The 23,944-nt window shown below is 55.2% G+C and carries 30 protein-coding genes and 1 pseudogene; 11 read left to right on the top strand and 20 right to left on the bottom strand.

Translation table 11 applies throughout. The annotated features are described in order from the left end of the window. The first annotated feature begins 14 nt into the window (after positions 1–14). Positions 15–248 carry a hypothetical protein gene (locus TR2A62_RS11250; RefSeq protein WP_009160831.1) on the top strand — a complete coding sequence of 78 codons (234 nt, stop codon included), beginning with the start codon at positions 15–17 and terminating at the stop codon, positions 246–248. Between the two features lie 104 nt (positions 249–352). Here the strand turns inward: TR2A62_RS11250 and TR2A62_RS11245 are convergent, their stop codons facing one another. Then, positions 353–1,057 carry a hypothetical protein gene (locus TR2A62_RS11245; RefSeq protein WP_009157984.1) on the bottom strand — a complete coding sequence of 235 codons (705 nt, stop codon included), beginning with the start codon at positions 1,055–1,057 and terminating at the stop codon, positions 353–355. Continuing rightward, complete coding sequence (locus TR2A62_RS11240; RefSeq protein WP_040820654.1) at positions 1,029–1,310, bottom strand: hypothetical protein; 282 nt, start codon at positions 1,308–1,310, stop codon at positions 1,029–1,031. The genes TR2A62_RS11245 and TR2A62_RS11240 overlap by 29 nt, the downstream gene beginning before the upstream one ends. Before the next feature lie 172 nt (positions 1,311–1,482). Between TR2A62_RS11240 and TR2A62_RS11235 the strand changes: the two genes are divergently transcribed. The 3 genes from TR2A62_RS11235 to TR2A62_RS11225 all read left to right on the top strand — a co-directional run bounded on the left by TR2A62_RS11235 (position 1,483) and on the right by TR2A62_RS11225 (position 3,876). Next, entirely contained in the window at positions 1,483–1,920 is a 438-nt protein-coding gene (locus TR2A62_RS11235) for a hypothetical protein (RefSeq protein ID WP_009159608.1), read from the top strand. A 129-nt stretch (positions 1,921–2,049) separates the two neighbouring features. Continuing rightward, positions 2,050–2,667, top strand: coding sequence for a ribonuclease HII (locus tag TR2A62_RS11230; protein WP_009157649.1), 618 nt, complete (start codon positions 2,050–2,052; stop codon positions 2,665–2,667). A gap of 99 nt (positions 2,668–2,766) precedes the next feature. After that, complete coding sequence (locus tag TR2A62_RS11225; RefSeq protein WP_009158582.1) at positions 2,767–3,876, top strand: site-specific DNA-methyltransferase; 1,110 nt, start codon at positions 2,767–2,769, stop codon at positions 3,874–3,876. Positions 3,877–3,970: 94 nt separating this feature from the next. Here TR2A62_RS11225 and TR2A62_RS11220 read toward each other — a convergent pair whose 3' ends face one another. Both TR2A62_RS11220 and mutY read right to left on the bottom strand, forming a co-directional pair. Beyond that, positions 3,971–5,104 carry an alkane 1-monooxygenase gene (locus tag TR2A62_RS11220; RefSeq protein ID WP_009159188.1) on the bottom strand — a complete coding sequence of 378 codons (1,134 nt, stop codon included), beginning with the start codon at positions 5,102–5,104 and terminating at the stop codon, positions 3,971–3,973. 52 nt (positions 5,105–5,156) lie between these two features. After that, the gene (gene mutY, locus TR2A62_RS11215) at positions 5,157–6,215 is read right to left on the bottom strand and encodes an A/G-specific adenine glycosylase (RefSeq protein ID WP_009157742.1); all 1,059 of its coding nucleotides are present in this window, start codon (positions 6,213–6,215) and stop codon (positions 5,157–5,159) included. Between the two features lie 65 nt (positions 6,216–6,280). Between mutY and TR2A62_RS11210 the strand changes: the two genes are divergently transcribed. Together TR2A62_RS11210 and TR2A62_RS11205 are read left to right on the top strand one after the other, a co-directional pair. Beyond that, positions 6,281–6,793 (top strand): DUF721 domain-containing protein, encoded by a 513-nt coding sequence (locus TR2A62_RS11210; RefSeq protein WP_040821462.1) that lies wholly within the window; start codon positions 6,281–6,283, stop codon positions 6,791–6,793. Between the two features lie 13 nt (positions 6,794–6,806). After that, on the top strand, positions 6,807–7,463 hold the full coding sequence (locus TR2A62_RS11205) for a DsbA family protein (protein WP_009157809.1): 657 nt from the start codon (positions 6,807–6,809) through the stop codon (positions 7,461–7,463). On the opposite strand, the gene lpxK is transcribed toward TR2A62_RS11205, so the two are convergent. The 7 genes and pseudogenes from lpxK to TR2A62_RS11170 all read right to left on the bottom strand — a co-directional run bounded on the left by lpxK (position 7,460) and on the right by TR2A62_RS11170 (position 14,860). Further along, on the bottom strand, positions 7,460–8,452 hold the full coding sequence (gene lpxK, locus TR2A62_RS11200) for a tetraacyldisaccharide 4'-kinase (protein ID WP_009158482.1): 993 nt from the start codon (positions 8,450–8,452) through the stop codon (positions 7,460–7,462). The two genes, TR2A62_RS11205 and lpxK, sit on opposite strands and share 4 nt — an antisense overlap. After that, on the bottom strand, positions 8,452–9,642 hold the full coding sequence (locus TR2A62_RS11195; protein WP_009160079.1) for a 3-deoxy-D-manno-octulosonic acid transferase: 1,191 nt from the start codon (positions 9,640–9,642) through the stop codon (positions 8,452–8,454). Before TR2A62_RS11195 ends, lpxK begins: the two co-directional genes overlap by 1 nt. A 15-nt stretch (positions 9,643–9,657) precedes the next feature. Next, complete coding sequence (locus TR2A62_RS11190) at positions 9,658–9,903, bottom strand: DUF4170 domain-containing protein (RefSeq protein ID WP_009159501.1); 246 nt, start codon at positions 9,901–9,903, stop codon at positions 9,658–9,660. Positions 9,904–10,282: 379 nt separating this feature from the next. Further along, positions 10,283–11,135 (bottom strand): annotated as a pseudogene (locus TR2A62_RS11185) (IS110 family transposase). Continuing rightward, the gene (locus tag TR2A62_RS11180) at positions 11,111–11,887 is read right to left on the bottom strand and encodes a 3'(2'),5'-bisphosphate nucleotidase CysQ (RefSeq protein ID WP_009160784.1); all 777 of its coding nucleotides are present in this window, start codon (positions 11,885–11,887) and stop codon (positions 11,111–11,113) included. The pseudogene TR2A62_RS11185 and the gene TR2A62_RS11180 overlap by 25 nt, the downstream one beginning before the upstream one ends. Then, positions 11,874–13,220: a TldD/PmbA family protein gene (locus tag TR2A62_RS11175; RefSeq protein ID WP_040820651.1), complete on the bottom strand. Its 1,347-nt coding sequence runs from the start codon at positions 13,218–13,220 to the stop codon at positions 11,874–11,876. The genes TR2A62_RS11180 and TR2A62_RS11175 overlap by 14 nt, the downstream gene beginning before the upstream one ends. 122 nt (positions 13,221–13,342) lie before the next feature. Continuing rightward, the gene (locus TR2A62_RS11170; RefSeq protein ID WP_009160876.1) at positions 13,343–14,860 is read right to left on the bottom strand and encodes a DUF2125 domain-containing protein; all 1,518 of its coding nucleotides are present in this window, start codon (positions 14,858–14,860) and stop codon (positions 13,343–13,345) included. A 125-nt stretch (positions 14,861–14,985) separates the two neighbouring features. On the opposite strand from TR2A62_RS11170, the gene TR2A62_RS11165 reads away from it, so the two are divergent. From TR2A62_RS11165 to TR2A62_RS11150, 4 genes are read left to right on the top strand one after another with little or no spacing between them, the layout of a single operon-like run. After that, positions 14,986–15,738, top strand: coding sequence for an SDR family oxidoreductase (locus TR2A62_RS11165; RefSeq protein WP_009159615.1), 753 nt, complete (start codon positions 14,986–14,988; stop codon positions 15,736–15,738). Further along, on the top strand, positions 15,735–16,379 hold the full coding sequence (locus TR2A62_RS11160; protein WP_009158852.1) for an enoyl-CoA hydratase/isomerase family protein: 645 nt from the start codon (positions 15,735–15,737) through the stop codon (positions 16,377–16,379). The genes TR2A62_RS11165 and TR2A62_RS11160 overlap by 4 nt, the downstream gene beginning before the upstream one ends. A gap of 28 nt (positions 16,380–16,407) precedes the next feature. Further along, positions 16,408–16,884: a hypothetical protein gene (locus TR2A62_RS11155; protein ID WP_009158493.1), complete on the top strand. Its 477-nt coding sequence runs from the start codon at positions 16,408–16,410 to the stop codon at positions 16,882–16,884. Continuing rightward, on the top strand, positions 16,881–18,077 hold the full coding sequence (locus tag TR2A62_RS11150; protein ID WP_009159150.1) for a TIGR03862 family flavoprotein: 1,197 nt from the start codon (positions 16,881–16,883) through the stop codon (positions 18,075–18,077). Before TR2A62_RS11155 ends, TR2A62_RS11150 begins: the two co-directional genes overlap by 4 nt. Here TR2A62_RS11150 and TR2A62_RS18820 read toward each other — a convergent pair. The 6 genes from TR2A62_RS18820 to TR2A62_RS17645 form a co-directional block, all read right to left on the bottom strand. Next, positions 18,074–18,220: a hypothetical protein gene (locus TR2A62_RS18820; RefSeq protein ID WP_009160363.1), complete on the bottom strand. Its 147-nt coding sequence runs from the start codon at positions 18,218–18,220 to the stop codon at positions 18,074–18,076. The two genes, TR2A62_RS11150 and TR2A62_RS18820, sit on opposite strands and share 4 nt — an antisense overlap. A 21-nt stretch (positions 18,221–18,241) precedes the next feature. Next, entirely contained in the window at positions 18,242–18,490 is a 249-nt protein-coding gene (locus TR2A62_RS17660; RefSeq protein ID WP_223296100.1) for a hypothetical protein, read from the bottom strand. Next, the gene (locus TR2A62_RS17655) at positions 18,475–18,921 is read right to left on the bottom strand and encodes a hypothetical protein (RefSeq protein ID WP_050761079.1); all 447 of its coding nucleotides are present in this window, start codon (positions 18,919–18,921) and stop codon (positions 18,475–18,477) included. Before TR2A62_RS17655 ends, TR2A62_RS17660 begins: the two co-directional genes overlap by 16 nt. A gap of 328 nt (positions 18,922–19,249) precedes the next feature. Further along, complete coding sequence (locus TR2A62_RS11140) at positions 19,250–20,566, bottom strand: UDP-glucose/GDP-mannose dehydrogenase family protein (RefSeq protein WP_009160276.1); 1,317 nt, start codon at positions 20,564–20,566, stop codon at positions 19,250–19,252. Positions 20,567–20,646: 80 nt separating this feature from the next. Continuing rightward, entirely contained in the window at positions 20,647–20,964 is a 318-nt protein-coding gene (locus TR2A62_RS17650) for a hypothetical protein (protein ID WP_050761078.1), read from the bottom strand. Between the two features lie 108 nt (positions 20,965–21,072). Next, on the bottom strand, positions 21,073–21,306 hold the full coding sequence (locus TR2A62_RS17645; protein WP_009158664.1) for a metallophosphoesterase: 234 nt from the start codon (positions 21,304–21,306) through the stop codon (positions 21,073–21,075). Here TR2A62_RS17645 and TR2A62_RS11130 point away from each other — a divergent pair, their 5' ends adjacent. Beyond that, positions 21,307–21,927: a hypothetical protein gene (locus TR2A62_RS11130; protein WP_009160315.1), complete on the top strand. Its 621-nt coding sequence runs from the start codon at positions 21,307–21,309 to the stop codon at positions 21,925–21,927. On the opposite strand, the gene holA is transcribed toward TR2A62_RS11130, so the two are convergent. The 3 genes from holA to TR2A62_RS19150 all read right to left on the bottom strand — a co-directional run. Then, positions 21,913–22,935 (bottom strand): DNA polymerase III subunit delta, encoded by a 1,023-nt coding sequence (gene holA, locus TR2A62_RS11125; RefSeq protein ID WP_009159472.1) that lies wholly within the window; start codon positions 22,933–22,935, stop codon positions 21,913–21,915. The two genes, TR2A62_RS11130 and holA, sit on opposite strands and share 15 nt — an antisense overlap. 3 nt (positions 22,936–22,938) lie before the next feature. Next, the gene (gene lptE / locus TR2A62_RS11120) at positions 22,939–23,427 is read right to left on the bottom strand and encodes an LPS assembly lipoprotein LptE (protein WP_009158358.1); all 489 of its coding nucleotides are present in this window, start codon (positions 23,425–23,427) and stop codon (positions 22,939–22,941) included. Further along, positions 23,414–23,944: class I tRNA ligase family protein (locus TR2A62_RS19150; protein ID WP_223296099.1), on the bottom strand; the 531-nt coding region annotated here is incomplete at its 5' end. The genes lptE and TR2A62_RS19150, both read right to left, overlap by 14 nt.

The following is a 23,944-nucleotide window of genomic DNA, read 5'->3' as shown; positions in this document are numbered from 1 at the left end:
ATTCAGATGACACGATGGAGCAGGACCACCAACATGACGCTGTGGCGTTCACCAGTGATGAAAACATGATGGTCCATGATCACCACCAGCAAAGTGCCGATGCGGCTACTGGTGAAATCAACGTCGGCTGCTTGAAATCAAGCGATAGCAGATCAGCGCCCGTTTCTGTTGGGCCAGTCGAGGAAAATTCGGATCAACATGTCCACGCCGAAGCAAGTTCAGACAGCGACATGTTCATGTTTGTCTGAGGTGTCTGATTGGGTGTGTCCCCAGATATCACCCGATTGGCTCGATGCGATCCAGACAGACTGTTTCAGAACCGTAAAGGTCACACCCGCACCTGTTTGGATCGCTAGATCATCCGAATGACGTCTTTGTCGATCGCCAGCATATAGCCCTTGCGCGCAATATTCTTGATCAATAGTTCGCTCATCATTTGGTTGCCCAACGTATCGCGCAAACGTTTGATCCGGGTCGCACCAGCGGCCTCTTCGCAATCCACAGATGAACGCCCAGAGATGACAGCTTCGATCTCGACACCTGACAATACTTCGTCGTCCATTCGCGCCTCGGCCAAAACCGAAAGTGTTTCAATCGCGGCGTCGGTCAGCTTGAATTCAAAGTTGTTCAAATAGACTGTCTTTTGTTCACGACTGATCAAGAGAGAGTTCACTTGGATACCCGCGCGTTCGATTTGCGCCATCCGTCGGTTCAATGTGATCAGCATGATCAAAAAAACCAGAGCCGCCACCAAGAGCGCCGTCGCAAAGACAAGCAGCACAAAAATCACAAATCGGTAGCTCGACAAGGTGTCAGAAAATGAGGTGCCAGATTGTGCAAGGATCTCGAGAAGCTTGATCTCGGCATTGCCGGTCAGATCGTCGCTTTCAATGAACAACTGTTCGACCCGCGCGTTGAACGCATTGGCGTCAGGCAAATTCACAAACAACAAAACCGCGGCAATCAATAGGATCAGAATGATCGCGGCTATTCCAACCGCGACAATGCGGTTGCCGGTCTGGCGCGCCTCAATAGCGGAGGTAGAATTGTCCAGCACTGTCTTCCCTTTCGCTTAGGCCACCTTCGTCAAAGACGGATACGACATTCAACAGCTGCCAACTGCTGCCGTCTAGTCGCGAGACAAGCTCGTCTATTGCGGCATCAACTGTGCAGTCACCATTAATTTCAGCCACACCATAGTGCAGCCGCAACGGATCGTCTTGTTTGGCTTTGTAGTCGGCGTAACAGGCGGCTTGTGCGCCAGTTGCCAAAACACTCAGGGCCAGCGTGAGGGGAATAATGCGTTTCATGCGCCCAATGTGCGCGTAGCGAGGCGCGTTATTCAATAACCAACACCAAAACACCGGACGTTATCCCCTAACAATGTGGCGTTATTGTCTGACTTCTGCGGTCTACCCCATCTTTGGTTCATACACCGGCCCTCGCTGCCCGAGGCGCCGCACACACCAAGGAGTACACGATATGAAACGCACACTCATTGCTTTGGGTCTTGCGACCGCGCTGGCCTTTACCAGCGCCACTGCCACACAGGCGCAAAACTACGGTGGAAACAACCAGATCAGCGGCCAAGAGGCGATCGGCGGCATTGTTGCTTTGCTATTGCTCGGTGCGGCGATCAAACATGCCAAAGACGACAACAACGAGACGCGCCAAAATGATGCACCCAAACGTGACGTAAATCGTCCGAACCGCCGCAATGTATTGCCTGCTGAATGTGTGCGTGAATTCCGCACATCCCAAGGCACGCGCCGTTTGGCCGTACGTCGCTGCATCCAGCGCAACTACAACCATGTGAGCCGGTTGCCTGATCGGTGCGCGCGCCAGCTTTGGACGTCGCGAGGTGAACGTCGCGGTTGGGCACCGCGCTGCCTGCGCAACCAAGGTTTTCGTTTTCGGTAAAACCGATCGAGCAGGGGCCGCTAAACTGTCCCCATAAATGAGAGCGGCCCACAGGGGGGGCGGGATGTTGGTCATGGCATCCCGCCCTTTTCCTATTGCACAGACCGAGTCAGTGTGGCGTGTGGTGGCATGGGACAAGATTTTGAATTTGAACGGGCCGCGATGGCCGATGGTGCGCTCAGGGTTGTGGGCGTTGACGAGGTTGGGCGCGGACCACTGGCTGGGCCAGTTACTGCCGCCGCCGTTTGGCTGGACCCTAACGCCATTCCCGAAGGGTTGAATGACAGCAAAAAGCTAAGCGCCAAGAAGCGCGACGCTCTTTATGCTGAGTTGTTGCAGGTCGCGGACGTATCGATCGCTCATGCGACAGTCGAAGAGATTGATGAACATAACATTCTGCGGGCGTCGCACATTGCGATGATCCGCGCGGTCGAGGGTTTGGCTGTCGCGCCAGACTATGCGCTGATCGATGGCAACATGGTCCCGCGCGGGTTTCCGATCCAATCGCAAACAATCATCAAGGGTGATGCCCGGTCTGTGTCAATTTCAGCGGCCTCAATTATGGCCAAAGTTTGTCGAGATTATGTCATGGTGGATTTGGCGCAACAGCACCCTGAATATGGCTGGGATTCAAACGCCGGATATCCGTCCAAAAGTCACAAAAATGCATTATTGAAATATGGTGTTACCCCACACCATAGACGTTCGTTCAAACCGGTACACAATATCTTGTATCAAGAAAAATAAGTAACCCTCTGATTCAATAAAGCTTTTGACCGCGAATCGTTTTCGACTCATCTTATCTCAACCAACGAGTGGACAAATCCACCGGGACAGAGGCAGAAAATGACGATCAAAACCAAAACACAGAGTGCGGCGGCGCTCCCTCTAAACACGATTCTTGATGGCGACTGCATCGAGCGTATGAACAGCCTTCCTGCGGGATCGGTTGATCTTATCTTTGCGGACCCCCCCTACAACTTGCAATTGCGTGGCGACCTTCACCGCCCAGACAATTCCAAGGTGGACGCGGTCGACAACGACTGGGACCAGTTTTCCAGTTTTGATGTCTATGACAAATTCACCAAGGCGTGGCTCAAGGCCGCGCGCCGTTTGCTCAAGCCGAATGGGGCGATCTGGTGCATTGGCAGCTATCACAACGTATTCCGTATGGGTGCCGAACTGCAGAACCAAGGGTTCTGGATTCTCAACGATGTCGTTTGGCGCAAGTCGAACCCGATGCCGAACTTTCGCGGCAAACGGTTCACCAATGCGCACGAAACTCTGATTTGGGCATCCAAGAGCGAAGGCGCAAAGTACACGTTCAACTACGAGGCGCTGAAGGCGCTGAACGAAGGCATTCAGATGCGGTCTGATTGGGTTCTGCCGATTTGCACCGGTCACGAGCGTCTCAAAGACGACAACGGCGACAAGGCGCATCCGACGCAAAAGCCAGAGAGCCTGTTGCACCGTGTGCTTTTGGCGACCACCAATCCGGGCGATGTTGTTCTGGATCCATTCTTTGGCACAGGCACCACAGGTGCAGTCGCCAAAATGCTGGGTCGTGAGTTCATCGGGATCGAACGCGAGGTGGCGTACCGTGAAGTTGCAGAAAAGCGCATCGCGAAAATCCGCAAGTTCGACAAAGAAGCACTGCAAGTCAGCCAATCCAAACGTGCTGAGCCACGTGTTCCGTTTGGCCAGCTGGTTGAGCGCGGCATGCTGCGTCCGGGTGAAGAGCTATATTCCATCAACAAACGTCACAAAGCCAAAGTGCGTGCCGATGGCACTCTGATCGGTGATGACGTTAAAGGGTCGATCCATCAGGTTGGCGCGCATCTCGAAGGCGCACCGAGCTGCAATGGCTGGACATACTGGCACTACAAGAAAGAGGGCAAAAAAGTCCCAATCGATCTTTTGCGCCAGCAAATCCGTGCCGAGATGCGCACCCACTAACCGAATTTCAACAGTTTACCGCCAGTGCCTGTGGCAAGACCACGGCGCATAACTTTGCCCTGTCGTCTCCCCAAGAGCGGCAGGGCTTTTTCTTTTAGCGAGGCAGGGGATTGGTCGCATCCCGATAGGCCGACCAGTCTTCGATTTCTGGGTAATATTTGGCTCGCCATGCGCGCACCTTGGGGTTCATAAATCGGCGCCAAACGGGTGGAAACAAAGCCATCATCGTCATAACTGGATAGCCAAATGGTAGTTGTGGTGCGTCGATGTCATCGTACGTCTGCAGCAACGGAAACCGCCGATCCGGTTTATAGTGATGGTCTGAATGCCGCTGTAGATTGATCAAAAGCCAATTGGATGCGCGGTGCGCAGAATTCCAAGAATGACGTGGCAGCACGTGCTCGTATTTGCCCTCGCCCAAATGTTTGCGGGTTAGGCCATAGTGTTCGACATAGTTCACCAGCTCTAGCTGGAATATGGCCCAGAACGCCTGAACCAAGAACAGGAAAATCCCCCAAACGCCCGCGATAGCAAACGCCAAGACGAGAAACCCTAGCTGCAACGCCCAATAGCGCCAAAACGGGTTCGATAGATCAGTCCATGGTTTCTTTTTGCGAGCGAGCATCGCGGCTTCGGCCTTGAATGCGGATTGGGGGCAAGTCCATAGCACACGTGGGAAATAGCGGTGAAACCCTTCGTTGTAGCGCGCAGTCACTGGATCCTTAGGCGTGGCGACATAACGGTGATGGACCAGCAAGTGTTCGGAGCGGAAATGCGAATAGAGAACCATCGCCAGTAGAATATCAGCGATCCAGCGTTCGATCTTGGGTTTTTGATGCATCAATTCGTGGCTGTAGTTGATGCCAACCGTACCGGACAAAACCCCAAGCGCTGCAAAGAGCGCCCATTCTTCGACCCAACCGAGGTGACCCGACCAAGTGACATAGATCAAAACCCCAAAGATCGTAGCAAACTGCACGGGTGCCCAAATGATCGTAATCAGGCGATACCAGTATAGGTTTTCGTCCGGAATGTTTGGGTCAGCGTTTTCGGTATAGAGCCCTTCAAAAGCGTCGATGATCGAGAAGAGATACCAAGTGGCTACGGGTAAAAGAGCAATCCACCAACCGCCCCATGCCGCGCTGGTCCACGCCATTGGGATCAATAAAAGCGAGGCCCAAAACGGAATGGCCCGAGAGAATTTGGCGATGTCTTCAGCGTTGAGCATGAGGCTCTCCGGTTGTCAGGTTTTGCGCAGTCTATCGAAACTGCGTGTCAGCTCAAAGGTGCCGTAGCGTCTCAGCTGCTAGATCATAGGCCTTGCGCATGACGGTTGGCAGATCAGAGGGGCGGAATTGCGGCGCAGGCATGAAATCTCCGCGTGCTGGTTTTGCCTCAATCGGCAGAACTGCGGTGCGAATTTCGAGGATTAGATGAAAATGGGTGAATGTGTGCCGCGCTTCGGAGTTCAGCGTCTGCCAGTCAGCAGAGATGGGGTCGTCTTCAACTGGCGCTTCGTTCCATTCAGAGCCGGGCCATCCCAACATGCCGCCCAGCAATCCCTTGTCTGGGCGCGTCTCTAACAACCACGCCCCGTCAGCGCGTCGCGCCACATATGCGATACCGTAGCGGGTGGGTTTTGGTTTCTTCGGGGTCTTCTTGGGCAGCTCAGCGGTGGTGCCGGCCACGCGCGCCTTACATGGATCACGCCATGGGCATATCCCGCAGGCGGGGCTTTTAGGGGTGCAGATAGTCGCCCCTAGATCCATGACGGCTTGGGCATAGTCACCTGCACGCTGTTGCGGTGTCAGCGCGACGGCATGTGTCATCAATTCAGGTTTAGCAGCGGGTAACGGCGTGTGAATGTCATAAAGCCGCGACATCACTCTTTCGACGTTTCCATCCAGAACCGTTTCAGGCAGATCATACGCAATCGAAGAGATTGCACTGGCGGTGTAGGGACCAATGCCTGGCAGGGCGATGAGCCCGTCATAGGTATTTGGGAAAACACCACCGTGTTCAGCCGCTATAACGCGTGCGCATTTCAACAGGTTTCGCGCTCGTGCATAGTAGCCCAAGCCGGCCCATTCCCCCATGACATCCGCGTCTGCCGCATTGGCGAGATCGCTGACGGTCGGCCATCTGTTTGTAAATCGTAGAAAATACTCTTTGACTGCTGCAACTGTGGTCTGTTGCAGCATCACTTCGCTCATCCAAATACGGTACGGATCAGGCTGAACACCCGCAGCGCGATCCGCGGGCATAACGCGCCACGGCATTCCGCGGGCATGAAGATCATACCACGCCAAGAGTTCGCCGCCCAGACCAGTTTCACGCAATGTTTATACCATCCCCAACGGTTTTGCTGACACGCAGCCTCAAATGGACTAAGATAGTGCGCGAAATGAAACAACCACGTCGATATAGCAGCACCAAGGGATTTTCCCGTGCGTCTGGCCTGTTGCAGTCCAGAATCAAGTCCGCGTCAGAGGCGCGTGGCTTTGCTGTGACACGTCTGCTGACCCATTGGCAGGACATTGTTGGTGAGGCGACTGCGCAGGTCGCACGGCCCGTGAATGTCAGCTACGGCAAGGGTGGGTTTGGCGCTACGTTGGTTTTGCTGACGACCGGCGCACAGGCGCCGATGCTCGAGATGCAAAAGGAACAGATCCGCGAAAAGGTGAACGCCTGTTACGGATACAATGCGATTGCTCGTGTGCGGATCACCCAAACGGCCCCGACTGGATTTTCCGAAGGTCAGGCAAGCTTTGATCACGCGCCGCGCCGCGTGTCCAAATCCATGTCCCAAGCCGCGGTCAAGCAAGCAGAAACACTCACCCAAGATGTCGCAGACGAGGGATTGCGCGTTGCAATTCAGGCACTGGGCTCCAATGTCATAAACAAATCAAATTCCTGATAGAGAGATCAAAATGCAGCGTAGAACCCTTCTTGCCTCGCTTGGTGTCGCCATTGTTGGCGGTGGCGCATATTTCCTGACAAAGCCTCAGACATCTGGTGATCCGTTGCTGGGCGCTGCTAATGCGCAAACCACTGACGTCGACACCTCGGGAATCAAAGAAATGGCGATTGGTGATGAGAATGCACCGATCACGATTGTAGAATATGCATCGTTTACATGCCCACACTGTGCATCTTTCCACGCCAACCAGTATCCACAGCTCAAAGCGAACTACATCGAAACGGGTAAGGTCCGCTTTATCTACCGCGAGGTCTATTTTGATCGTCCGGGTTTGTGGGCGTCGATGATGGCGCGCTGTGGTGGTGATAGCCGCTTCTTTGCGATTGCCGATATGCTCTATGCACGTCAGCGCGAATGGACCCAAGGCGATGGCGGTGCCGTTGCGAGCAACCTGCGTAAAATCGGTTTGTCTGTCGGCATTGATGCTGACGAAATAGATGCTTGCATGGCTGACGGTGAAATGGCCCAGAACCTCGTCGGTTGGTACCGCGAAAATGCAGATGCGGATCAGGTTCAGTCGACACCGACCCTGATCATTGATGGCGAAAAATTCTCGAACATGTCCTACGGCGATCTGTCCGCCCTTTTGGACGAAAAACTGGCCTAAAGGCCCAAGCGATCCAGCGCTTCTTCTAGGGGTGCTGGATCTGAAATCTCGAGCCTGACGGGCAAGGTTAGGACTTTGGAACGAAAGGCGTCGGGCAATCGCACGGCGTCTTTTTCCGTTGTGACGAGCTGCGCAACCTGTGCCTTTGCATCCCTTTCAAGCCGCGCCATCAGTCCGTCACTTAGTTGTTGGTGATCGGCTAGGGCATGGGTTTGGATCAGCTTGGCACCCAATCCTTTGAGGGTTGCAAAGAACTTTTCTGGATGCCCAATTCCAGCAAAGGCCAGAACACGCATATCTGTCCAGGTCATTCCAGTTTGCAGCGCCGCAAGCCGTCCGGTCAAATGTGGAACCGTCACGGTATGCCCCCATAGATCGGCAAATCGACCTTGGGCCGTCTCACCACCGATAGCGAGCACGAGATCGGCACGCTGCATTCCCACGTCAACGGGTTCGCGTAGCGGGCCGGACGGGATCACGCGTCCATTGCCAAACCCTGTTGCAGCATCGACGACTATAATGCTCAGAGCCTTGTCCACAGATGGGTTTTGAAATCCGTCATCCATCAGAACAACGGTCGCGCCTGCATCAATCGCCTGCCGCACACCTGCGCCACGATCTCGCGCAACACAAGTCGGCGCAAACGCGGCGAGCAAGAGCGGCTCGTCGCCAACATCACTTGCAGTATGCTCCATTGGGGCAACTTGGGTCGGACCGGCGAGCGTTCCGCCGTACCCCCGTGACACGACATGAGGTGTTTGGCCTCGGTCAGATAGCATCTGGCACAACGCGATTGTTGTGGGCGTCTTACCTGTACCACCGGCATTAATATTTCCGACGCAAATCACTGGAACAGTCGTGCTGACGTCTGCCGCGCGCGCCACGCGTCGCGCCGTCGCACTGGCATAGACCCATGAAAGCGGCGCCAGCAACGTCGCGGCGAGAGAGAATTGATCTGGAGCTCGGGACCAAAAACGAGGTGGACGCATCAACGAAGCCCTCTCTTGAGTAGGTCAACAACTTGATCGGTGGCCTCGGCGCCTGCCGTTGTCACCTGCCATGCATTATGGGCCAAAACTGCAGCTTTGTCTGGTGACAACAGGCGTTCGATCCCTGCAGCGAGTTCCTCGGTGTCCGCGACGGACAGCGCGGCATTTGCGGCCATCAAACGCTGAAAGTCTTTTTCGAAGGGTTTCACTTGGGGGCCGTGCACGACTGCCGACCCTAGGGCTGCGGATTCAAGGGGGCTGCGCCGAGACGCTGCGCCCAGTGTTCCTCCTAAATAGGTGATTGGGGCCACGCGGTACCACAGGCCCAATTCGTCCGGCAGATCGGCGACATAAATTTGGGTGTCTTCGGTGGGGTCCGCCCCTTCTGATCTGACCGAGGCGTTAAAGCCACATTTGCCCATCTCTACTGCCAATTCAATACCGTCTTCTGCATGTGCTGGGCTGACGATCAGCAGCAGGCGATGTGCAAAAGTGTTGGCCCGTCTGTGTGCGTGGCAAAGTGCGTCAACCTCTGACAAATCGACACCGGCGGCCAGCCAAACGGGTCGGCCTGACAATACCAGAGCCAAATCTGCGCGTTCGGCTTCGTTATGTTGCAAAGGGGCCGCTTCTGGCGTGATGGGGCCACCGCGATCAATCAACCATGGACGTGCGCCCATTTTCTTTAATGCAACGACGCTCTTGGCGTCTTGGGCAATGATCCGATCAAAGCGCCGAACGAGTGATTTCCCAAGGTCGGGAAACCAGCGGCTTTCTTTGTTCTCGAGAGCATCAGCCTGTGCGGCGATCAAATAGCGTGGCGCATCTAAACCGTCGGTTTCGGACAACAAGACAGGATGCAGTCCGCCACGTGCCCATAGAACCATGTCGGGAGCCCAGTGCGACAAGAAATGCCGTGCACTGGCCACAGTTTCAGATGGGGTCGGAAGGACCGCAACCGCGCGCGGGTCAGGCATAGGTTCGGCATCTGTCGTCACGACCAAAGATACATCCGCGCCATGATCACGCAGGCGGTCGGCCACGTGGCAAAAAACCTCTACATCCACCGCTGTCGGAGCATGTCCCCAAATGACGCGGCCTCGCGGGCGCGCGTTGTATTCGGTTGTTGCATCCTCTTTTCCGCCACGCCGGAGCGCCTTGTATGCGGCAAGGGAAAGAGACCTAGTCATTCAACATCGGACGGCTTAGCTGTCCAATTCTTCCGTCAGAGAGGCAGCTGTCTGCTCATCGCGAAGACGGTGAATATGAGCGATAAAGTAACGCATATGAGCGTTGTCTACCGTGCGCTGGGCTTCGCTCTTCCACGCGTTGTAGGCGCTCTCGTAGTCTGGAAATATACCAACGATGTGGATGTCATCCACTGACTTAAAGGCGTTTTTGGTTGGGTCGATCAGTTCGCCACCGAAGACGAGATGCAAACGCTGTGTCATAGGATCCTCATGGTCAACAGGGTTGGACGCACACTACGGGATTGCACGCCGGGGTCAAGAATGGGGACCGTCATCGTGAATTTCGGAACCCGTCTACATGCCAATCCCCAAACTGCACAAAAAATGCAGGAATTGGCGGCCCATGTATGTACCGGCTGCTGTTCGCAATTGATTTCTCGCATGTTCTCGGAAGTCGCTCATATGTATTTGGCCTGTTTGTCGACACGCAGGTCGTGGCCTTGTTGGGGTTACGCACGCGTGTGATTTCATTAGCTGCAAGGTCGATTATGACCATTTGGGCCGTGAGACTCTGGGGGCGTAATATTTCCGTTCCATGCTTTCGATCTATCGCGAACTCCTTTGGATTGCTGCGGATCTATCAGATGCCGACAGCAACCTCATCTCTTGGCGCAGCAAACGCCGTTTTGTGTCTCAGAATGCTCCACGCAATTCGTGCTAGTTTATTGGCCAGAGCGATAGCGGCCTTGTTCCGATGCATGGGTTCAGACGCGCGAGCCAACCATTGCCCCGAAGCCAAAGTCTTTCCACCGATGCGGGCGCATCATGATGACCTTCGCGGCTTGAAGGAACAACATCCGCAGATATCGACTGCCTCGTTTTGATATACGTCCCAAGATCGTTCGCCCGCCCATGCTGTATTGACGGGGCACAAGACCAACCCAAGCTGTAAAATCGCGCCCGCGATCAAAGGCGCCGCCTTCACCTATCGCCGCTACCATCGCCGTCGAGATCATCGGCCCAATTCCTGGAATAGTCATAACATTCACGTAGTTCTCTTCGGTGCGACTGATTTCTTCGATCTCTTTTGACAACTTGTCGATCCGATCACCCATCCACATCCAGTCGTCATAAAGGCCAATCAAGATACGACGCATTCGAGGTGATATCTCGTCTTTTCGCTCTTCGAGGATCGTTTCGAAGGAATTCTCCAGAGCACGCAGGCCCTTGCGCACTGCAATGCCATGCTCAATCAAGAAAGCACGGATCTGATTGATTGTTGCAGTTCGGCGCGACACCAAACGTGGTCGCACACGATGCAAAGCCTGCAAATCAAGTTGGTCCTGTGTTTTCTCCGAAACCGATTTCAAATTCGGACGTAGAGCTGCCTCAGCAATGGCCTCCGCATCATTGTAGTCGTTCTTTTGACCCCTTGGGTCCACTGACGCGATCGCCCGTAATTCAGCCGTTAGCCGCGGTTCAAGCAACCCAATAGATTGCTGTGTATGTCGCCACCTGCGACGACGCCATTCACCTGAGGATGCGGATTGTTAAATCGCAGCGGGCCGCCTGTCATGTCGGTCACCGTACCGCCGGCCTCTTGGATGATGAGCGCACCAGCGGCGATGTCCCATTCCCAAGACGGGCGTAGTGATAGCATGGCATCGAACTGACCCTCGGCAACCAAACACAAGCGATAAGCCAATGACGATCGCATATGGCGGTTCAGATTTGGAGGTTCGCAGTTCCAGTACTTTGGGTCCAAGTTCGGCTTGGCTGTTAAGACATCGGCGCCTTCCAGATCATGGTGCTCTGTCACGCTGATGTTGGTGCCGTTCAGGGTGGCCCCTTGTCCACGTGCGGCTGCGTACATCAGGTCACGTTCGGGAACATAAACAGCGGCAGCGATGACTGTGTTGTCTTCAATGACGGCCAATGCGTGGGACCAATCTGGGTCGCCCTTGATGAAGGCGCGTGTTCCATCAATCGGGTCAACGACGAACTGTCGTTCGGTGCTTAACCGAGTGGTCCCGTCTTCGGTTTCTTCAGACAGCCATCCATAGCTTGGTCGAGCGGTGCGCAGCTTTTCAATTAGCATCGCGTCAATGGCGAGATCGGCCTCGGTCACAGGGCCTGCATTGCCCTCTTTGTCCCACGCCTTTGGGTCGCTTTGAAAAAACCCTTGGGCGATCACTGCACTGTCTTTGGCAGCCTCGATCAGCAGGTCGAGATCAGTCTCCGGCAAGGGTCATCCCATCTATCAAGAGAGATGGTACAATGCGGCTAAGATGAGTGCGACCATCATTGGCAGCGATGATCCGGCGTAGCATTTCGTGCAGGTTACCCGCGATCGTGCATTCGTTCACCGCATGGCTGATTTCGCCGTTCTCGACCCAAAATCCAGCAGCACCGCGTGAATAGTCTCCAGTGGTTGGATTGATAGTCGAGCCAATCATCGACGTGACCAGCAAACCGGTGCCCATATCGGCAATCAAGTCTGCGCGTGACACCGACCCTTGGGTCAAGGCGACATTGCCAGCTGTTGGTGACGGAGGCGATGACAGTCCACGACCTGCATTAGACGTACTTGGCATGCCCAGCTTGCGACCGGTGGCCAGATCTAGGGTCCAACCCAACAAAACGCCGTCTTGGACGATGGCGCGCTGGCCTGTTGGCAATCCTTCACTGTCAAAAGGGCGCGACCCTGCGACGCGGACGCGCCGTTGATCTTCGATCAAGGACAAACCTTCCGGCAGCACTTGTTCACCGATCCGGTCTCGCAACCAGCTAGACCCACGCGCCACGGATGCGCCATTGGATGCCTGAAGCAGATGTCCGATCAGTGTTGAGGAAATCCGTTCATCGAATAAGACGGGAAACGTACCGGTCTTGGGTTTGGTCGCGCCAACACGTTCCAATGCCCGCAAGGCGGCGGTCTCACCAATCTCTACTGCGCTACGTAGATCGGCCTGAAACACACGGCTTTCGCCGTCGTAGTCTCGTTCCATATCCGCGCCGGTTCCGGCGATAGCAACGCAGGACAAACCCCGCGTCGACCGTTCGTAGCCCGCGGAAAAGCCGTTGGACGCGGCAAGGTGCAGGCCATAGCGTTCATAGTCGGCAGATGCTGATTGAACCTGACTGATCCCTTTGTGGGTCAATGCGGCGGCTTCGGCTTCTCGCGCGTCATGCTCTAAGGCGGCTGGGTCTGGCTCGTCTGATGGATCGACAAGTTCCAGCGAGGACGCATCGGTATCACGGCTCAGTTGGTCAGGGTCCGCCAGCCCCAGATGAGGATCGTCTAGCGATTCCTTGGCCATCGCGACTGCGCGCTCGGCCATTTGTGCCAAGGTTTCAGGGCGGGTGTCGGATGCAGAGACACAGGCCTGTTTTTGGCCAACAAGCACCCGAAGTCCGATTTCGGTACCTTCCGAGCGTTCGGCCTGTTCCAACGCACCTGCACGGACATCGATTGAGACCGATGTGCCGCTGATCGAAAAGGCATCTGCAGCATCTGCCCCGGCAGCTTTGGCTGCATCTAGGAGTTGGTGCGCGAGCGTTTCAAGTGATTGAGACATAGAGACCTCTGAAAACTGGTTGGAAATGAGGTAATCTGGCAGCGCGCCATGCGCAAGGTGACGCAAAGAAAAAGGGCCGCACAGAGATGTCTCTGGCGGCCCCAGTTAGATGCAATATGTGCTTATTGGATGCGCTGACCATTAACGATGACGTGTCCTTCGCCGTTCACTTCTAGCGTCGAAGTCAGTTCGTCATCACCAACGGTGCGTGCAAACATGCCCATCATCATGCGCGCGCCCATGATGTCCTGCTCTGGGACGAGACCCATCTGTACGAGCTTGTCCATCAGGCCGTTCGCACCGTTCAGGTTAACGGTCACTTGGCCTTCTGGTTGTGGCATTCCATCGAAAACAGCCGATGGGGTGTCGTTGTCGAAGGTAAACGCACCCTCACTAGTTAGCAGCGCACCACCAAATGCAACCTTGAGGTCGTCCAGCGTCAACGCGTTAATCTCACCTGGAACATCGGCGTTCTCGAGCATTTCAGCTTGCTCTGGATCAAAGAGGTCAAAGTACAGTTTGGCCTTACCTGACAGGTTGAACGCAACGGTTGCAGGGTCATGTGGCAAAACCGACCGAGGGTCAAAGATGGACCAGATCAGATCGCTGACCTGTAGATCAGTCAGGTTCAGTCCAAATGCAAAATCCGCAGGTTCGTCTGTCTTGGATGTCGGCATGGCTAGGTTAAAGCCGTATTGCGCCATCGAAACCTCGACGGGCAGAGGGATACCGCCACCGGTAAAGCTGACGGCAACATCCTTGGTCAAACCATTGTAGGCCAGCGTCTCGTTGTTCATTTCGAACTCGAGCGAGCCACTCCCCGCGGCCGCTTGGCCAGTCAATTGGTCACCATCGGCGAGGATATCAAAGTTGTATTTGGTTGCACCAAACCCGTAGCCACCGCTAACCGCAAATCCCGCAGCAAACAGATCCTCTGGATCGAGCATTTTGGCCCCGATTGGCATGGCAATCTTAGCGTCCATGCTCAGCGACTGGATGTCGCCGGTCATATTTATCTTTTCGCCCGACCCCGATGGATCAACGAAATCCACAACAAAATCGACGCTATCGGCGTTTGCCGAATAATCGATTGTGCGTAGGTTGCCGTCGCGCGTGACGTAGTTGCCTTTCACGTTGTTCAGGTTCATGCCAAAGGTGCCATCGATCTTGGTGTCACCTTCCATGATCTCGACGACATCAATGCCGTATCGGCTGGCCAACATCGCGTAGTTCATCTGGCTGGGGTCACCGCTCACGATCATTGACAGGTTGTTTTGATTGACCATCAGCTTGATCGAGCCCGGCTCGCCAAATTCTGAATCAAAGGCGATATCGACCGGATAGCCGTCGGACATCGTCACAGAGACCGTACCATTCCCCAGTTCCGTAAATATGATGCTTGGGATTGTCGCTGTGATCTTGACCTCGCTATTGTCAAAGACAAACGCCAAATCGCTGACGGTCAGCGTGCCACCGGCTTCGGTTTCATTGCCAATAGAGACGGCGCCTTCGCCATACATTCCAAAGTTTTTTTGCCAATCGGCCCATACATCATCAGCGGTCACATCCGCCGTGGCAACAGAGCCTGCGAACAGCGCGGCAAGACAAACAGTGCCTTTGGCAGCAGATTTAATGGTCATAAACGAAGCCTTTCATTTGCAAATCTTATCGTCAGTTTTCATTATCAGTTAATGAGGGTCAAGATGAGCATGACTATAGCACACCTAAGTAGCACTGATCATTTCAAAAGGAGCAAAGGTGAAAAATGGGGAATATCGCAGGTAAAACAGTGGTTATTACGGGTGCCAGCCGCGGTATTGGTGCCGAAGCTGGGCGGGTTTTTGCCCAAGCAGGTGCAAATGTGGTGCTTGTGGCACGTGGTGCCAAAGAAATTGATGCGCTGGCTGCTGAAATTGGAAGCGCCGCACTCGCAGTTCGTTGCGACGTCAGTGACTACCCAAGCGTTCAGGCAATGATCGATCAGTCCGTTGCTCATTTTGGCGGCGTCGATGTGTTGATCAACAATGCTGGAGTGGTCGAACCCATTGCGCATCTAACCGACGCGGACCCCGACGCTTGGGGTAAAGTGATCGATATCAATCTCAAGGGGGTGTTCTACGGAATGCGCGCCGCAGTCCCGCATATGATTGAACGAGGAGGTGGTTCTGTTCTGACAATTTCATCTGGTGCAGCTCATGGTCCGGTCGAAGCATGGTCCCACTATAGCGCGTCCAAGGCCGCAGCAAACATGTTGAACCGCTGTTTGGACAAAGAAACCGGCGAGGCTAACATACGCGCCATTGGCCTATCGCCGGGGACAGTCGCGACCCAAATGCAAAAAGAGATTAAGGCCAGTGGCATCAACCCTGTTAGCCAGCTGAACTGGGAGGATCATATCCCCGCCGATTGGCCAGCCCGCGCGCTCTTGTGGATGTGTAGCTCTGACGCTGACGAATTTCTTGGGTCCGAGATTTTATTGAGAGATGAAGACATCCGCAAACGGGTTGGCCTAATATGATCCAGCTAGACCAAGACGGCGACGTCTGGACCATCACATTGGACCGTCCGGACAAGGCAAACGCCTTGACCCCCGGCATGCTGGCCGAGCTTGCCAACGTCGCGGAGCGTGCCCAAACTGCAAAGCTGTTCATTCTCACGGGAACGGGGCGTGTCTTTAGCGCTGGCGCAGATCTGGACGCGGCCAAGGCTGGGTTGGCGACCAGCCCTGATTGGGAACGTCTGTCCAATGCTATCGCAGCGTTGCCTGGGCTTACGGTTGCTGCACTGAACGGAACAGTGGCTGGAGGGGCGTGTGGAATGGCGCTTGCCTGTGATCTTCGGATCGCGACGGAGGGCTCGAAATTATTTTACCCCGTGATGCGGCTGGGTTTTCTGCCGCAGCCTAGTGATGTGGTTCGCATGAGCCGATTGATTGGCCCTGCACAGACCAAGCGGATCTTGATGGCGGGACAGAAAATCACGGCTTCTGACGCGCTCGACATGGGGCTGTTTCAACAGATTGTCTCCGAGGGTTCCTTGCTCGCGACTGCACGAGATCTTGGATCCGATACAATGGGGGCTGACTTACGCCATGTCAGTGCGATCAAATCAATGATTGATGCGGCGGCCCCTTGTCCTGCAACCTCAACCACGGCATGACACAGCACCGACCCAAAGAGCGGACGCAATGAATACCGACAACGAAATGATCGCCATGGTAATGGGCTATTTCAATCAAGCATGGGAATTGGCTCAGACGTGGTTGCTGAGCCCCGCCGCGTGGTCACAGTTTGCGATGCTCATTGGGGCCTACCTGCTCGCTCGTTTGGTCAATCGCATTGTCACACCTCGTTTGACGCAGCTCCTTACCCTTGATGCGGCTTCGACAACCGCTTTGTCCAATGCGCGTCGTTTCTTATTGATCTTTTTGCCGCTCCTGTTGCCGCTCTTTGCATATGGGTTCACTGCAATCGGTGAAATTGTCACGCGCTCTATCTTTGGCTCTGGTGCTGTCGTGGCTTTTGGTAAACGGGTCTTCTTGTTTCTCGCAGTGCGTGCCTCGGACGTGCTGTTCCTCGTTTGGAACGCGCTTAAAGACGAAGGCATTCAAATCCCTTACCCACATCGTGTCGTCGAAATCAAAGGCGCGGTGCCTACAACATGACCAGTGGCCTGCGCCATCACGCTTTGGTTATTGGCGCAGGTCCCGCAGGGTTGATGGCAGCGGACCGGCTCAGTGCGTTCGGAATACGTGTCACATTGGTTGATGCTATGCCGTCGGTCGGTCGCAAATTTCTGATGGCTGGCAAGTCAGGGTTGAACCTAACCAAATCTGAACCTGCCGACGTGTTTGGTGCCGCGTTTTCCACACCTGATCATCTGGCACCGATGCTTGTCGAATTTGGTGCTGGCGATGTGGGCCGCTGGGCGCAGCAGCTTGGATGCTCGACCTTTGTCGGTTCGTCCGGACGAGTATTCCCAGATGTTATGAAGGCCTCGCCGTTATTGCGGTCTTGGATGCACCGCCTCAACGAGGCTGGCGTCACGTTGAATACCCGTTGGCGTTGGACCGGTTGGGACGGAACAGCCGCGATGTTTGACACGCCACAAGGTGTCCAGTCGATCACCGCAGATGCAACTGTCCTTGCATTGGGCGGGAGCAGCTGGTCGCGGCTTGGCTCGGATGGGAAATGGGCCACGACACTCGCCGATCACAATGTCGAACTTGCCGCCTTTGGACCCGTCAACATGGGGTTTGGTGTCGAATGGTCGGATCACATGCATGCGCACTTTGGCAGTCCATTGAAATCCATCCGGTTGATCACGCCAAACACGACGATCAAAGGCGAATGTGTGATTTCCAATCGTGGCCTAGAGGGCAGCGCAATTTACGCTGTCTCTCGGGACTTGCGAGACAGCGGCTCTCTCGCGATGGATCTAATCCCAGACGTTACGATCGATCAAGCCGCTGAACGCTTGGCTAAACCGCGTGGCAAGACGAGCCTCTCAAACCACTTGCGCAAAGCGCTCAGACTGGACGATGCCAAACGCGCGTTGCTCAACGAATGTACCCGCCCATTGCCGCAGGACCCAATGGAATTGGCCAAAACAATCAAGTCATTGCCGATCCCGATCACTGGCCCTCACCCGATAGACGAGGCGATCTCGACGTCAGGCGGCGTCGCTTGGAGTGCGCTTGACGAACAGTTGATGCTAAATGTGCGTGATGGCGTGTTTTGTGCCGGTGAAATGTTGGATTGGGATGCGCCAACTGGGGGCTACCTGATCACGGGCTGCCTGTCGACGGGACGATGGGCCGGGGACGCCGCCGCCGCGTGGATCCGCGCCAACCCCTAGTTGTCGTAGTATCCAGCCGCGGCATACGTCCCGTAGTCCTGACCATATCCGTAGCGTTTCATTTCTTTGGGGCTCACTTGACTGAGCACCAAGCCATCGATGTTTAGACCGACCTTTTGAAACGCACGCAGGCCAGTGGTCACTTGCCGTTCGCGAGTTTTGTCCTATCGTACCGTATATAAGATAGCGTCTGCATGTTGGCCGGTGACCCGCGCATCCGGAACCAACAGTACTGGTCGAGTGTCTATCAACACGACGTCATAGTCGCGGCGACAGGCCTGCAATAGATGACGGAATGCACGGGACGAGAAAACGTCAGCTGCGTTTTCGTTGGTTTTCTCGCCAAACAGGATGTCGCCACCTAGCTCTGGATGATGCCACGCCGCCTCTTTGACAGTCATAGAACCGGACATGACAGACATGAGATCTGCATCCTTTTTTGCGCCAAGATAGGATCGGAATAAACGCCTGCGAATGTCCCCTCAATCACGAGAACCCGTTGCCCCAATCCGGTTAGGTTGTGGGCAAGCGCGAGGGTTTGCGTGGTCTTGCATTCTCCCGGAGCCGAAGAGGTCGACATGATGACTTTAGGCTGCCCCTCACGTCCTGATATGATCAAAGACGTGCTCAGATCTCGGATTGCTTCTACTGCGGCTGAGTTCCGTTTCTTGATGATGTAGTTCAATACGCCGTTGCGCCGTCGCGATGGGATACGTGGAATTTGCCCCATGACAGGCAGGCCTTTCGTTGCCTCGAGCGTGTCTGCGGTCCGAAACGTTGCGCTTCTGGCCTCTCGCCCGAGAACCCACGCGACGCCCAGAAATAGGGCCAATGAGCCCGCCATAAGCGCCGGCAACAAAAGGCTTGGGCGTGGCGGGGCTGTCGGGGATCAATGCTCTGGACATGAGCCTAGCATCGGCGTGCTGTACGCCCTGTTGGACGGATGTCTCCTTGAGGCGATTTAGAAAACACTCGCAGATTTGCCGGGTCGCGGTGGCCTCTCTTTCGAGTTGTTCCAGTGCTACGATCCCCTCGCTCTGTGTCGAAATTTTGGCTGACAACGCGGCCTTGAGTTGGGTGAGGGGATTGTCTTATGCGGCCCAAAATAGGGCAGGGCCGTGAACAATCTCTCAGATTTTCGGAAAATTACGCCATATGAATTGGTGCAAACCTTAGTTGAGCGGTTCGCGACCAATAGACACGTACTGTGCAAATCCGGCACGTTTGGCGTCACGAGACGAATAGATATTGCGCAAGTCGGCCATGTGCGGTGTCGCCATCTTTTTGGCGACACGCTTTAGATCGAGCGCACGGAATTCGTTCCATTCGGTCAGCAATACGATTAGGTCCGCATTGTTTGCTGCTTTGTAAGCGTCTTCGACCCAGTGCACACCGGGCAACAACGCCTCGCCTTCGTGACGGCCTTGGGGGTCTGTGACGCGCACTTTGGCACCACCACCCACAAGTGCAGGTACGATCGTCAACGCAGGCGCGTCGCGCATATCGTCGGTGTTGGGTTTGAATGTTACACCCAGAACCGCAACCGTTTTTCCGTTAAAGCTGCCACCGCAAAGATCGAGCAGCTTATCGACCATACGTCGCTTGATCTCTTCGTTGACCTTGATCACGGCCTCAGTGATTTGCATCGGGATAGCGTGCTCTTGGCCAATACGGGCCAGTGCCTTGGTATCTTTGGGAAAGCAGCTACCGCCATAGCCGGGGCCGGCATGGAGGAACTTGTTCCCGATGCGGCCGTCCAGCCCCATACCTTTGGACACTTGTTTGACGTCCGCACCTGTCTTTTCACACAGCGCAGCTATTTCATTGATAAAGGTGATCTTGGTCGCGAGAAACGCGTTCGCAGCGTATTTGATCATCTCGGCAGATTCCAGATCTGTGGTGATAATAGGAAAGTCACGCAAAAACAGGGGGCGGTAGATGTCATTCATCACTTCGCCAGCGCGCTGTGTCTGAACACCGACGACGACACGGTCAGGGCGCATGAAATCGTCGATCGCGGCACCTTCACGTAGGAATTCGGGGTTCGAGGCTACGTCGAAATCCAAATCAGGGTTTGCCTTGGACACGACCTGTTTAACCTTGCGATTGGTTCCAACAGGGACTGTCGATTTGGTGACGATGACGACATAGTCTTTGGCCGTCGTGGCGATCTCTTCTGCTGCGGCCATGACATAGGTCAGGTCGGCGTGGCCGTCGCCGCGGCGGGTTGGTGTGCCCACGGCAATAAAGACAGCCTCGGCGCCTTCTAGGGCATTCGGCAGATCAAGCGTGAATGACAAGCGACCAGCCTCGACGTTCTTGGCCATCAACTCGTCCAGACCCGGCTCATAGATTGGCACTTCGCTGCGCTCGAGCATGTCGATCTTGTTTGGGTCTTTATCGACACAAACGACATCGTGGCCAAAGTCAGAGAAACAGACCCCTGAGACGAGCCCTACATAGCCGGTTCCGATCACTGCGATTTTCATGGGGTGCCCTCACAAACTTATTGGCCCCGACATGGGCTTTGCAAAGGGCGTCTGTCAACCTTTGGGGTGCGCGTTGGCGGTTAGCTGTGCAGGAAACGCACAGTTCCATCGGGTTCAATTCGTGCAGCACTGAGGACACCTGAGAAATAGGCGCCTGTATCCAAGGCAATGCGCGACCCTACATGTTCAGCCGCATCAACGACCGTATGGCCATGCGCGACACAGACGGAATCGGCGCGGATATGATTGAGAAACGTCGGATGCCCCCAAATCATTGCCCGTCGGGATTGTCGGTGCAGCGGAATTTCCGGATCAGCACCTGCATGAACAACACCCAAGTTTCCGTTTTGCCAGAACAGAGGCAATTCTCGCATCCAACTGATCATTTGTTTGCCCATTGCCGCGCGCAAGTCACGTGCTGCGACAATCAGATCGTCCCCAGACGCGTTGGCGGTGATCCCGGTGACACCGAAACTGGCAAGAGTTTGTAGGCCGCCATTGCGCAGCTATCTGCTGCCACGGTCCGTTGGTGCACCCAGAAAATCCAACAGCATGCGTTCGTGGTTTCCCACGATACAGATAAAGTTGCCATCAGGATCGGCACAGCAGTCCATCAACATGCGCAGCACGGCTGCACTGTGATCACCACGAACAATGTAGTCGCCGACACAGACTGTCATCGCTCCGGGGGCTTCAATCTCTAGCAGCTCCAACAGGCGTGCCAGAAGATCGCCAATCACATGAACAGGTTCGTCAACGTCATCGCAGGGGCCGAGGCGACCGTCATCTTTGGCGTGACCTTTGCGCTTTTAGGATATGTCCGGCAGGCAACAACGGGACTGGTGATTGGTCTAGATGGTCGGGCTGCGCGCGACACAGCCAGCCGTCTTGTGGATATCACACGACGCGCAATTTGGGTGCAATCGATTTGGGTGACCTTCGGAACCGTGGCTATCATCTTGCTCTCAGAGCCGTTGATTGGAACCCTGATGCCCGCGATCGACGATCTAGAACAGCAACAGATCGCCAACCTGCTCGGCATCATGATTTTTGGCATGGCTGCGCGTGCCATCGGCGACTGTTGGATCAAGATTTTAAATGGTGCCGGCCACGCACCCCAGTTCGGTTCGGTGCTGTTTTTTGGGGTCTTGGTCTATCTAGTGGCTCTTGCGACGACGCTAGGTTTTGGGCAGCCCTACGTGGCTGCGGCCTATTTGTTTTGTACGGTCCAAGCCGTACTCTTCGGGGTCGTTCTGCCGGATAAACTCTCGCATGTGAATGAGATACCCGTCTGGCGATTGCTTGCGCTAATTGCTGTAACCCTCGGGCCTGCGGCCCTATGGGTGCTATCGCGCGGCTAGCATGGCGAGACGGATGAACGCCCGTTCGATCAATGCCATTTGCGGCGCACGACTTGAAGAACGGAGCTGGAGATCGGTATCAGTCAAAACCGTCAAAGCTGTTTCCAGCCGCGCGAGCCCCCATTTTGACGCCTGACGGATCACGCGATCACGGCGGAGGCCAAAGACGGGTGGGCGCAACCGCTGTACGCCGGCCGATGGTCCACCTGGATCGGATGCGGCGGTGTGCAGCGTACGAAAATGACGTGTCGCCCCGATGCATAGGGTCACAGGGTTCGTGCCCTGCGCTACAAGTTTGGCCATGATCGGTCCGATCTCGACGGCGCGGGCTTCGGCCACAATATTCAACACATCGTCCAAATCAGCTTCGATCGATGTTGGCGCGCAGGCCTCGATATCAGTAACGGAAACGGGCGTGTCATCGCCGCGCTTATAGAGGCCCAACTTTTCGACGGTTTGACGAAAATCACCGGGGTCTAACGCACGAGACAACGCCAGTAGCGCCTCCATCGCATCGCGATCATCTGTTTTCACACCTGCGTCGCGCAGTGTCGCCTCGACCTCTTCACGGCTGGGCGGGTCGTCATAGAGACCAACAGCAAAGGCATTGGAATGCCCTTCAAACATTTTGCGCAGCGTGGATTTCGCAGTCAGTTGGCCCGCGGTCACAATGATCTGAGCATCGCCGTCTTGCCAATCTTGCAATGCTGTCGCGATGAATTTTGACATCGCATCAGTCACGTCTTCGACAAAGGCTACTCTTGGTCCCGGAAAGAAGCTTTGGGCTTTGATCGCATCGTTCAACATTGCCGGATCTTTGCGTAGCTCTGATCCTGACATGCGGGTCAGACGCATTTCTTCTTCGCCTTGTGGGCCAATCAGCGCTGCGATCACCTCTTGGCGGCGCCCAGCTACGCGCATGGGATCTGCCCCAAAAATCAACAGTCCGGTTTTGGACGGATCGGGTTTTTTGAAATAACTCGGGGCGTCGCGTGGAGACAGCTTCATCGCTTAGCTCGCCGTGTCAGCCAACAGCCGCGACAGGATCAGATCGGCGAGAGCTAGGGCCAAGCGGCCACGCGCGTCCTCTTGGGCGTTCAAGGTTACGACAGTCGTGCCCACCGCTGAATAGCTGGTAAAGGTCGAAACCGTGCCGGATGCGGCGGTGGCGTCAGTTGTGGCATTGGTCATCACATAGGTCGCAGTTCCAGTCACGTTATACCGCGTGATGTCGCCATCCGGTGTGATTGCCACGCCATCTTCTGAGATCTCTAGATCGACGTTCAACCGATATTCGTTTGTATCTGCCCGGCCCAAGCGACGCTCGATCTGGCGGACCAACGCATAGTCTTCGCGCGTGTTGGGCGCATTTACGAGAACCCGATTTTGCAACGCCTGCGCGCCACCATTTGTGCCGTAGACAGGCGCAAAGCCGCAGCCTGCAACCGCGAGACCGATCAGTAGGACAAAACAGCGGCTAAGGGTTTTAAACAACGACATTCACAATCCGACCTGGCACGACAATCAGCTTTTTCGGAGAACCCCCGTCCAAAGCCTTGATCACAGCCTGATCTGCCAGCGCCAGCTTTTCAATCTCTTCCTTTGACATATCCGCAGGAACGGCGATTTCTGACCGACGCTTGCCGTTGATCTGGATTGGCAAAGTGACCGTATCCTCGACCAACATCGCCTCGTCAGCGACGGGCCAAGGGGCGTTGATGATCAAACCAGTGCCACCTTGGGTCGCCCAGATGTCTTCGGCCAAATGCGGGGTCATCGGTGCCATCAGCTGGGCAAGGGTCATAATCGCCTCGCGCTGTGCCGCGTGGCCTGCCTTGGATTTCTGCACAACGGCGGTAAAGCCATAGAGCTTGGCGATCGCGGCGTTGAAGCCAAAGGATTCGATGGCCAAGGTTACTTCTTGGATCGCCTTATGTGTTGCACGCAGCAGATCCTCGTCGCCATTGCCCGTCGCATTGGCGTCCTTCTCTACGATCCGCGCGCTGAGGTTCCAAAC

Origin of the sequence: Thalassobium sp. R2A62 (genome assembly GCF_000161835.1) — a bacterium.
Lineage (GTDB): Bacteria > Pseudomonadota > Alphaproteobacteria > Rhodobacterales > Rhodobacteraceae > Thalassobium.
This window is presented reverse-complemented; position numbering and strand designations above follow the sequence as displayed.

What these genes read in the sequence shown, in the direction of transcription:
- TR2A62_RS11230 (WP_009157649.1), top strand. Translation starts at nt 2,050, where the DNA reads ATGGGACAAGATTTTGAATTTGAACGGGCCGCGATGGCCGATGGTGCG.
- TR2A62_RS17655 (WP_050761079.1), bottom strand. Translation starts at nt 18,921, where the DNA reads ATGGCGGGCTCATTGGCCCTATTTCTGGGCGTCGCGTGGGTTCTCGGG.
- TR2A62_RS11250 (WP_009160831.1), top strand. Translation starts at nt 15, where the DNA reads ATGGAGCAGGACCACCAACATGACGCTGTGGCGTTCACCAGTGATGAA.
- lpxK (WP_009158482.1), bottom strand. Translation starts at nt 8,452, where the DNA reads ATGCGTCCACCTCGTTTTTGGTCCCGAGCTCCAGATCAATTCTCTCTC.
- TR2A62_RS11155 (WP_009158493.1), top strand. Translation starts at nt 16,408, where the DNA reads ATGAATACCGACAACGAAATGATCGCCATGGTAATGGGCTATTTCAAT.
- TR2A62_RS11220 (WP_009159188.1), bottom strand. Translation starts at nt 5,104, where the DNA reads ATGCTCAACGCTGAAGACATCGCCAAATTCTCTCGGGCCATTCCGTTT.
- TR2A62_RS11190 (WP_009159501.1), bottom strand. Translation starts at nt 9,903, where the DNA reads ATGACACAGCGTTTGCATCTCGTCTTCGGTGGCGAACTGATCGACCCA.
- TR2A62_RS11170 (WP_009160876.1), bottom strand. Translation starts at nt 14,860, where the DNA reads ATGACCATTAAATCTGCTGCCAAAGGCACTGTTTGTCTTGCCGCGCTG.
- TR2A62_RS11210 (WP_040821462.1), top strand. Translation starts at nt 6,281, where the DNA reads ATGAAACAACCACGTCGATATAGCAGCACCAAGGGATTTTCCCGTGCG.
- TR2A62_RS11130 (WP_009160315.1), top strand. Translation starts at nt 21,307, where the DNA reads ATGAACAGGTTCGTCAACGTCATCGCAGGGGCCGAGGCGACCGTCATC.
- lptE (WP_009158358.1), bottom strand. Translation starts at nt 23,427, where the DNA reads ATGTCGTTGTTTAAAACCCTTAGCCGCTGTTTTGTCCTACTGATCGGT.
- TR2A62_RS11165 (WP_009159615.1), top strand. Translation starts at nt 14,986, where the DNA reads ATGGGGAATATCGCAGGTAAAACAGTGGTTATTACGGGTGCCAGCCGC.
- TR2A62_RS11150 (WP_009159150.1), top strand. Translation starts at nt 16,881, where the DNA reads ATGACCAGTGGCCTGCGCCATCACGCTTTGGTTATTGGCGCAGGTCCC.
- TR2A62_RS11140 (WP_009160276.1), bottom strand. Translation starts at nt 20,566, where the DNA reads ATGAAAATCGCAGTGATCGGAACCGGCTATGTAGGGCTCGTCTCAGGG.
- TR2A62_RS11175 (WP_040820651.1), bottom strand. Translation starts at nt 13,220, where the DNA reads ATGTCTCAATCACTTGAAACGCTCGCGCACCAACTCCTAGATGCAGCC.
- TR2A62_RS11205 (WP_009157809.1), top strand. Translation starts at nt 6,807, where the DNA reads ATGCAGCGTAGAACCCTTCTTGCCTCGCTTGGTGTCGCCATTGTTGGC.
- TR2A62_RS11195 (WP_009160079.1), bottom strand. Translation starts at nt 9,642, where the DNA reads ATGACTAGGTCTCTTTCCCTTGCCGCATACAAGGCGCTCCGGCGTGGC.
- TR2A62_RS11235 (WP_009159608.1), top strand. Translation starts at nt 1,483, where the DNA reads ATGAAACGCACACTCATTGCTTTGGGTCTTGCGACCGCGCTGGCCTTT.
- TR2A62_RS11225 (WP_009158582.1), top strand. Translation starts at nt 2,767, where the DNA reads ATGACGATCAAAACCAAAACACAGAGTGCGGCGGCGCTCCCTCTAAAC.
- TR2A62_RS17660 (WP_223296100.1), bottom strand. Translation starts at nt 18,490, where the DNA reads ATGTCCGGTTCTATGACTGTCAAAGAGGCGGCGTGGCATCATCCAGAG.
- TR2A62_RS11240 (WP_040820654.1), bottom strand. Translation starts at nt 1,310, where the DNA reads ATGAAACGCATTATTCCCCTCACGCTGGCCCTGAGTGTTTTGGCAACT.
- holA (WP_009159472.1), bottom strand. Translation starts at nt 22,935, where the DNA reads ATGAAGCTGTCTCCACGCGACGCCCCGAGTTATTTCAAAAAACCCGAT.
- TR2A62_RS11160 (WP_009158852.1), top strand. Translation starts at nt 15,735, where the DNA reads ATGATCCAGCTAGACCAAGACGGCGACGTCTGGACCATCACATTGGAC.
- TR2A62_RS17650 (WP_050761078.1), bottom strand. Translation starts at nt 20,964, where the DNA reads ATGGGCAAACAAATGATCAGTTGGATGCGAGAATTGCCTCTGTTCTGG.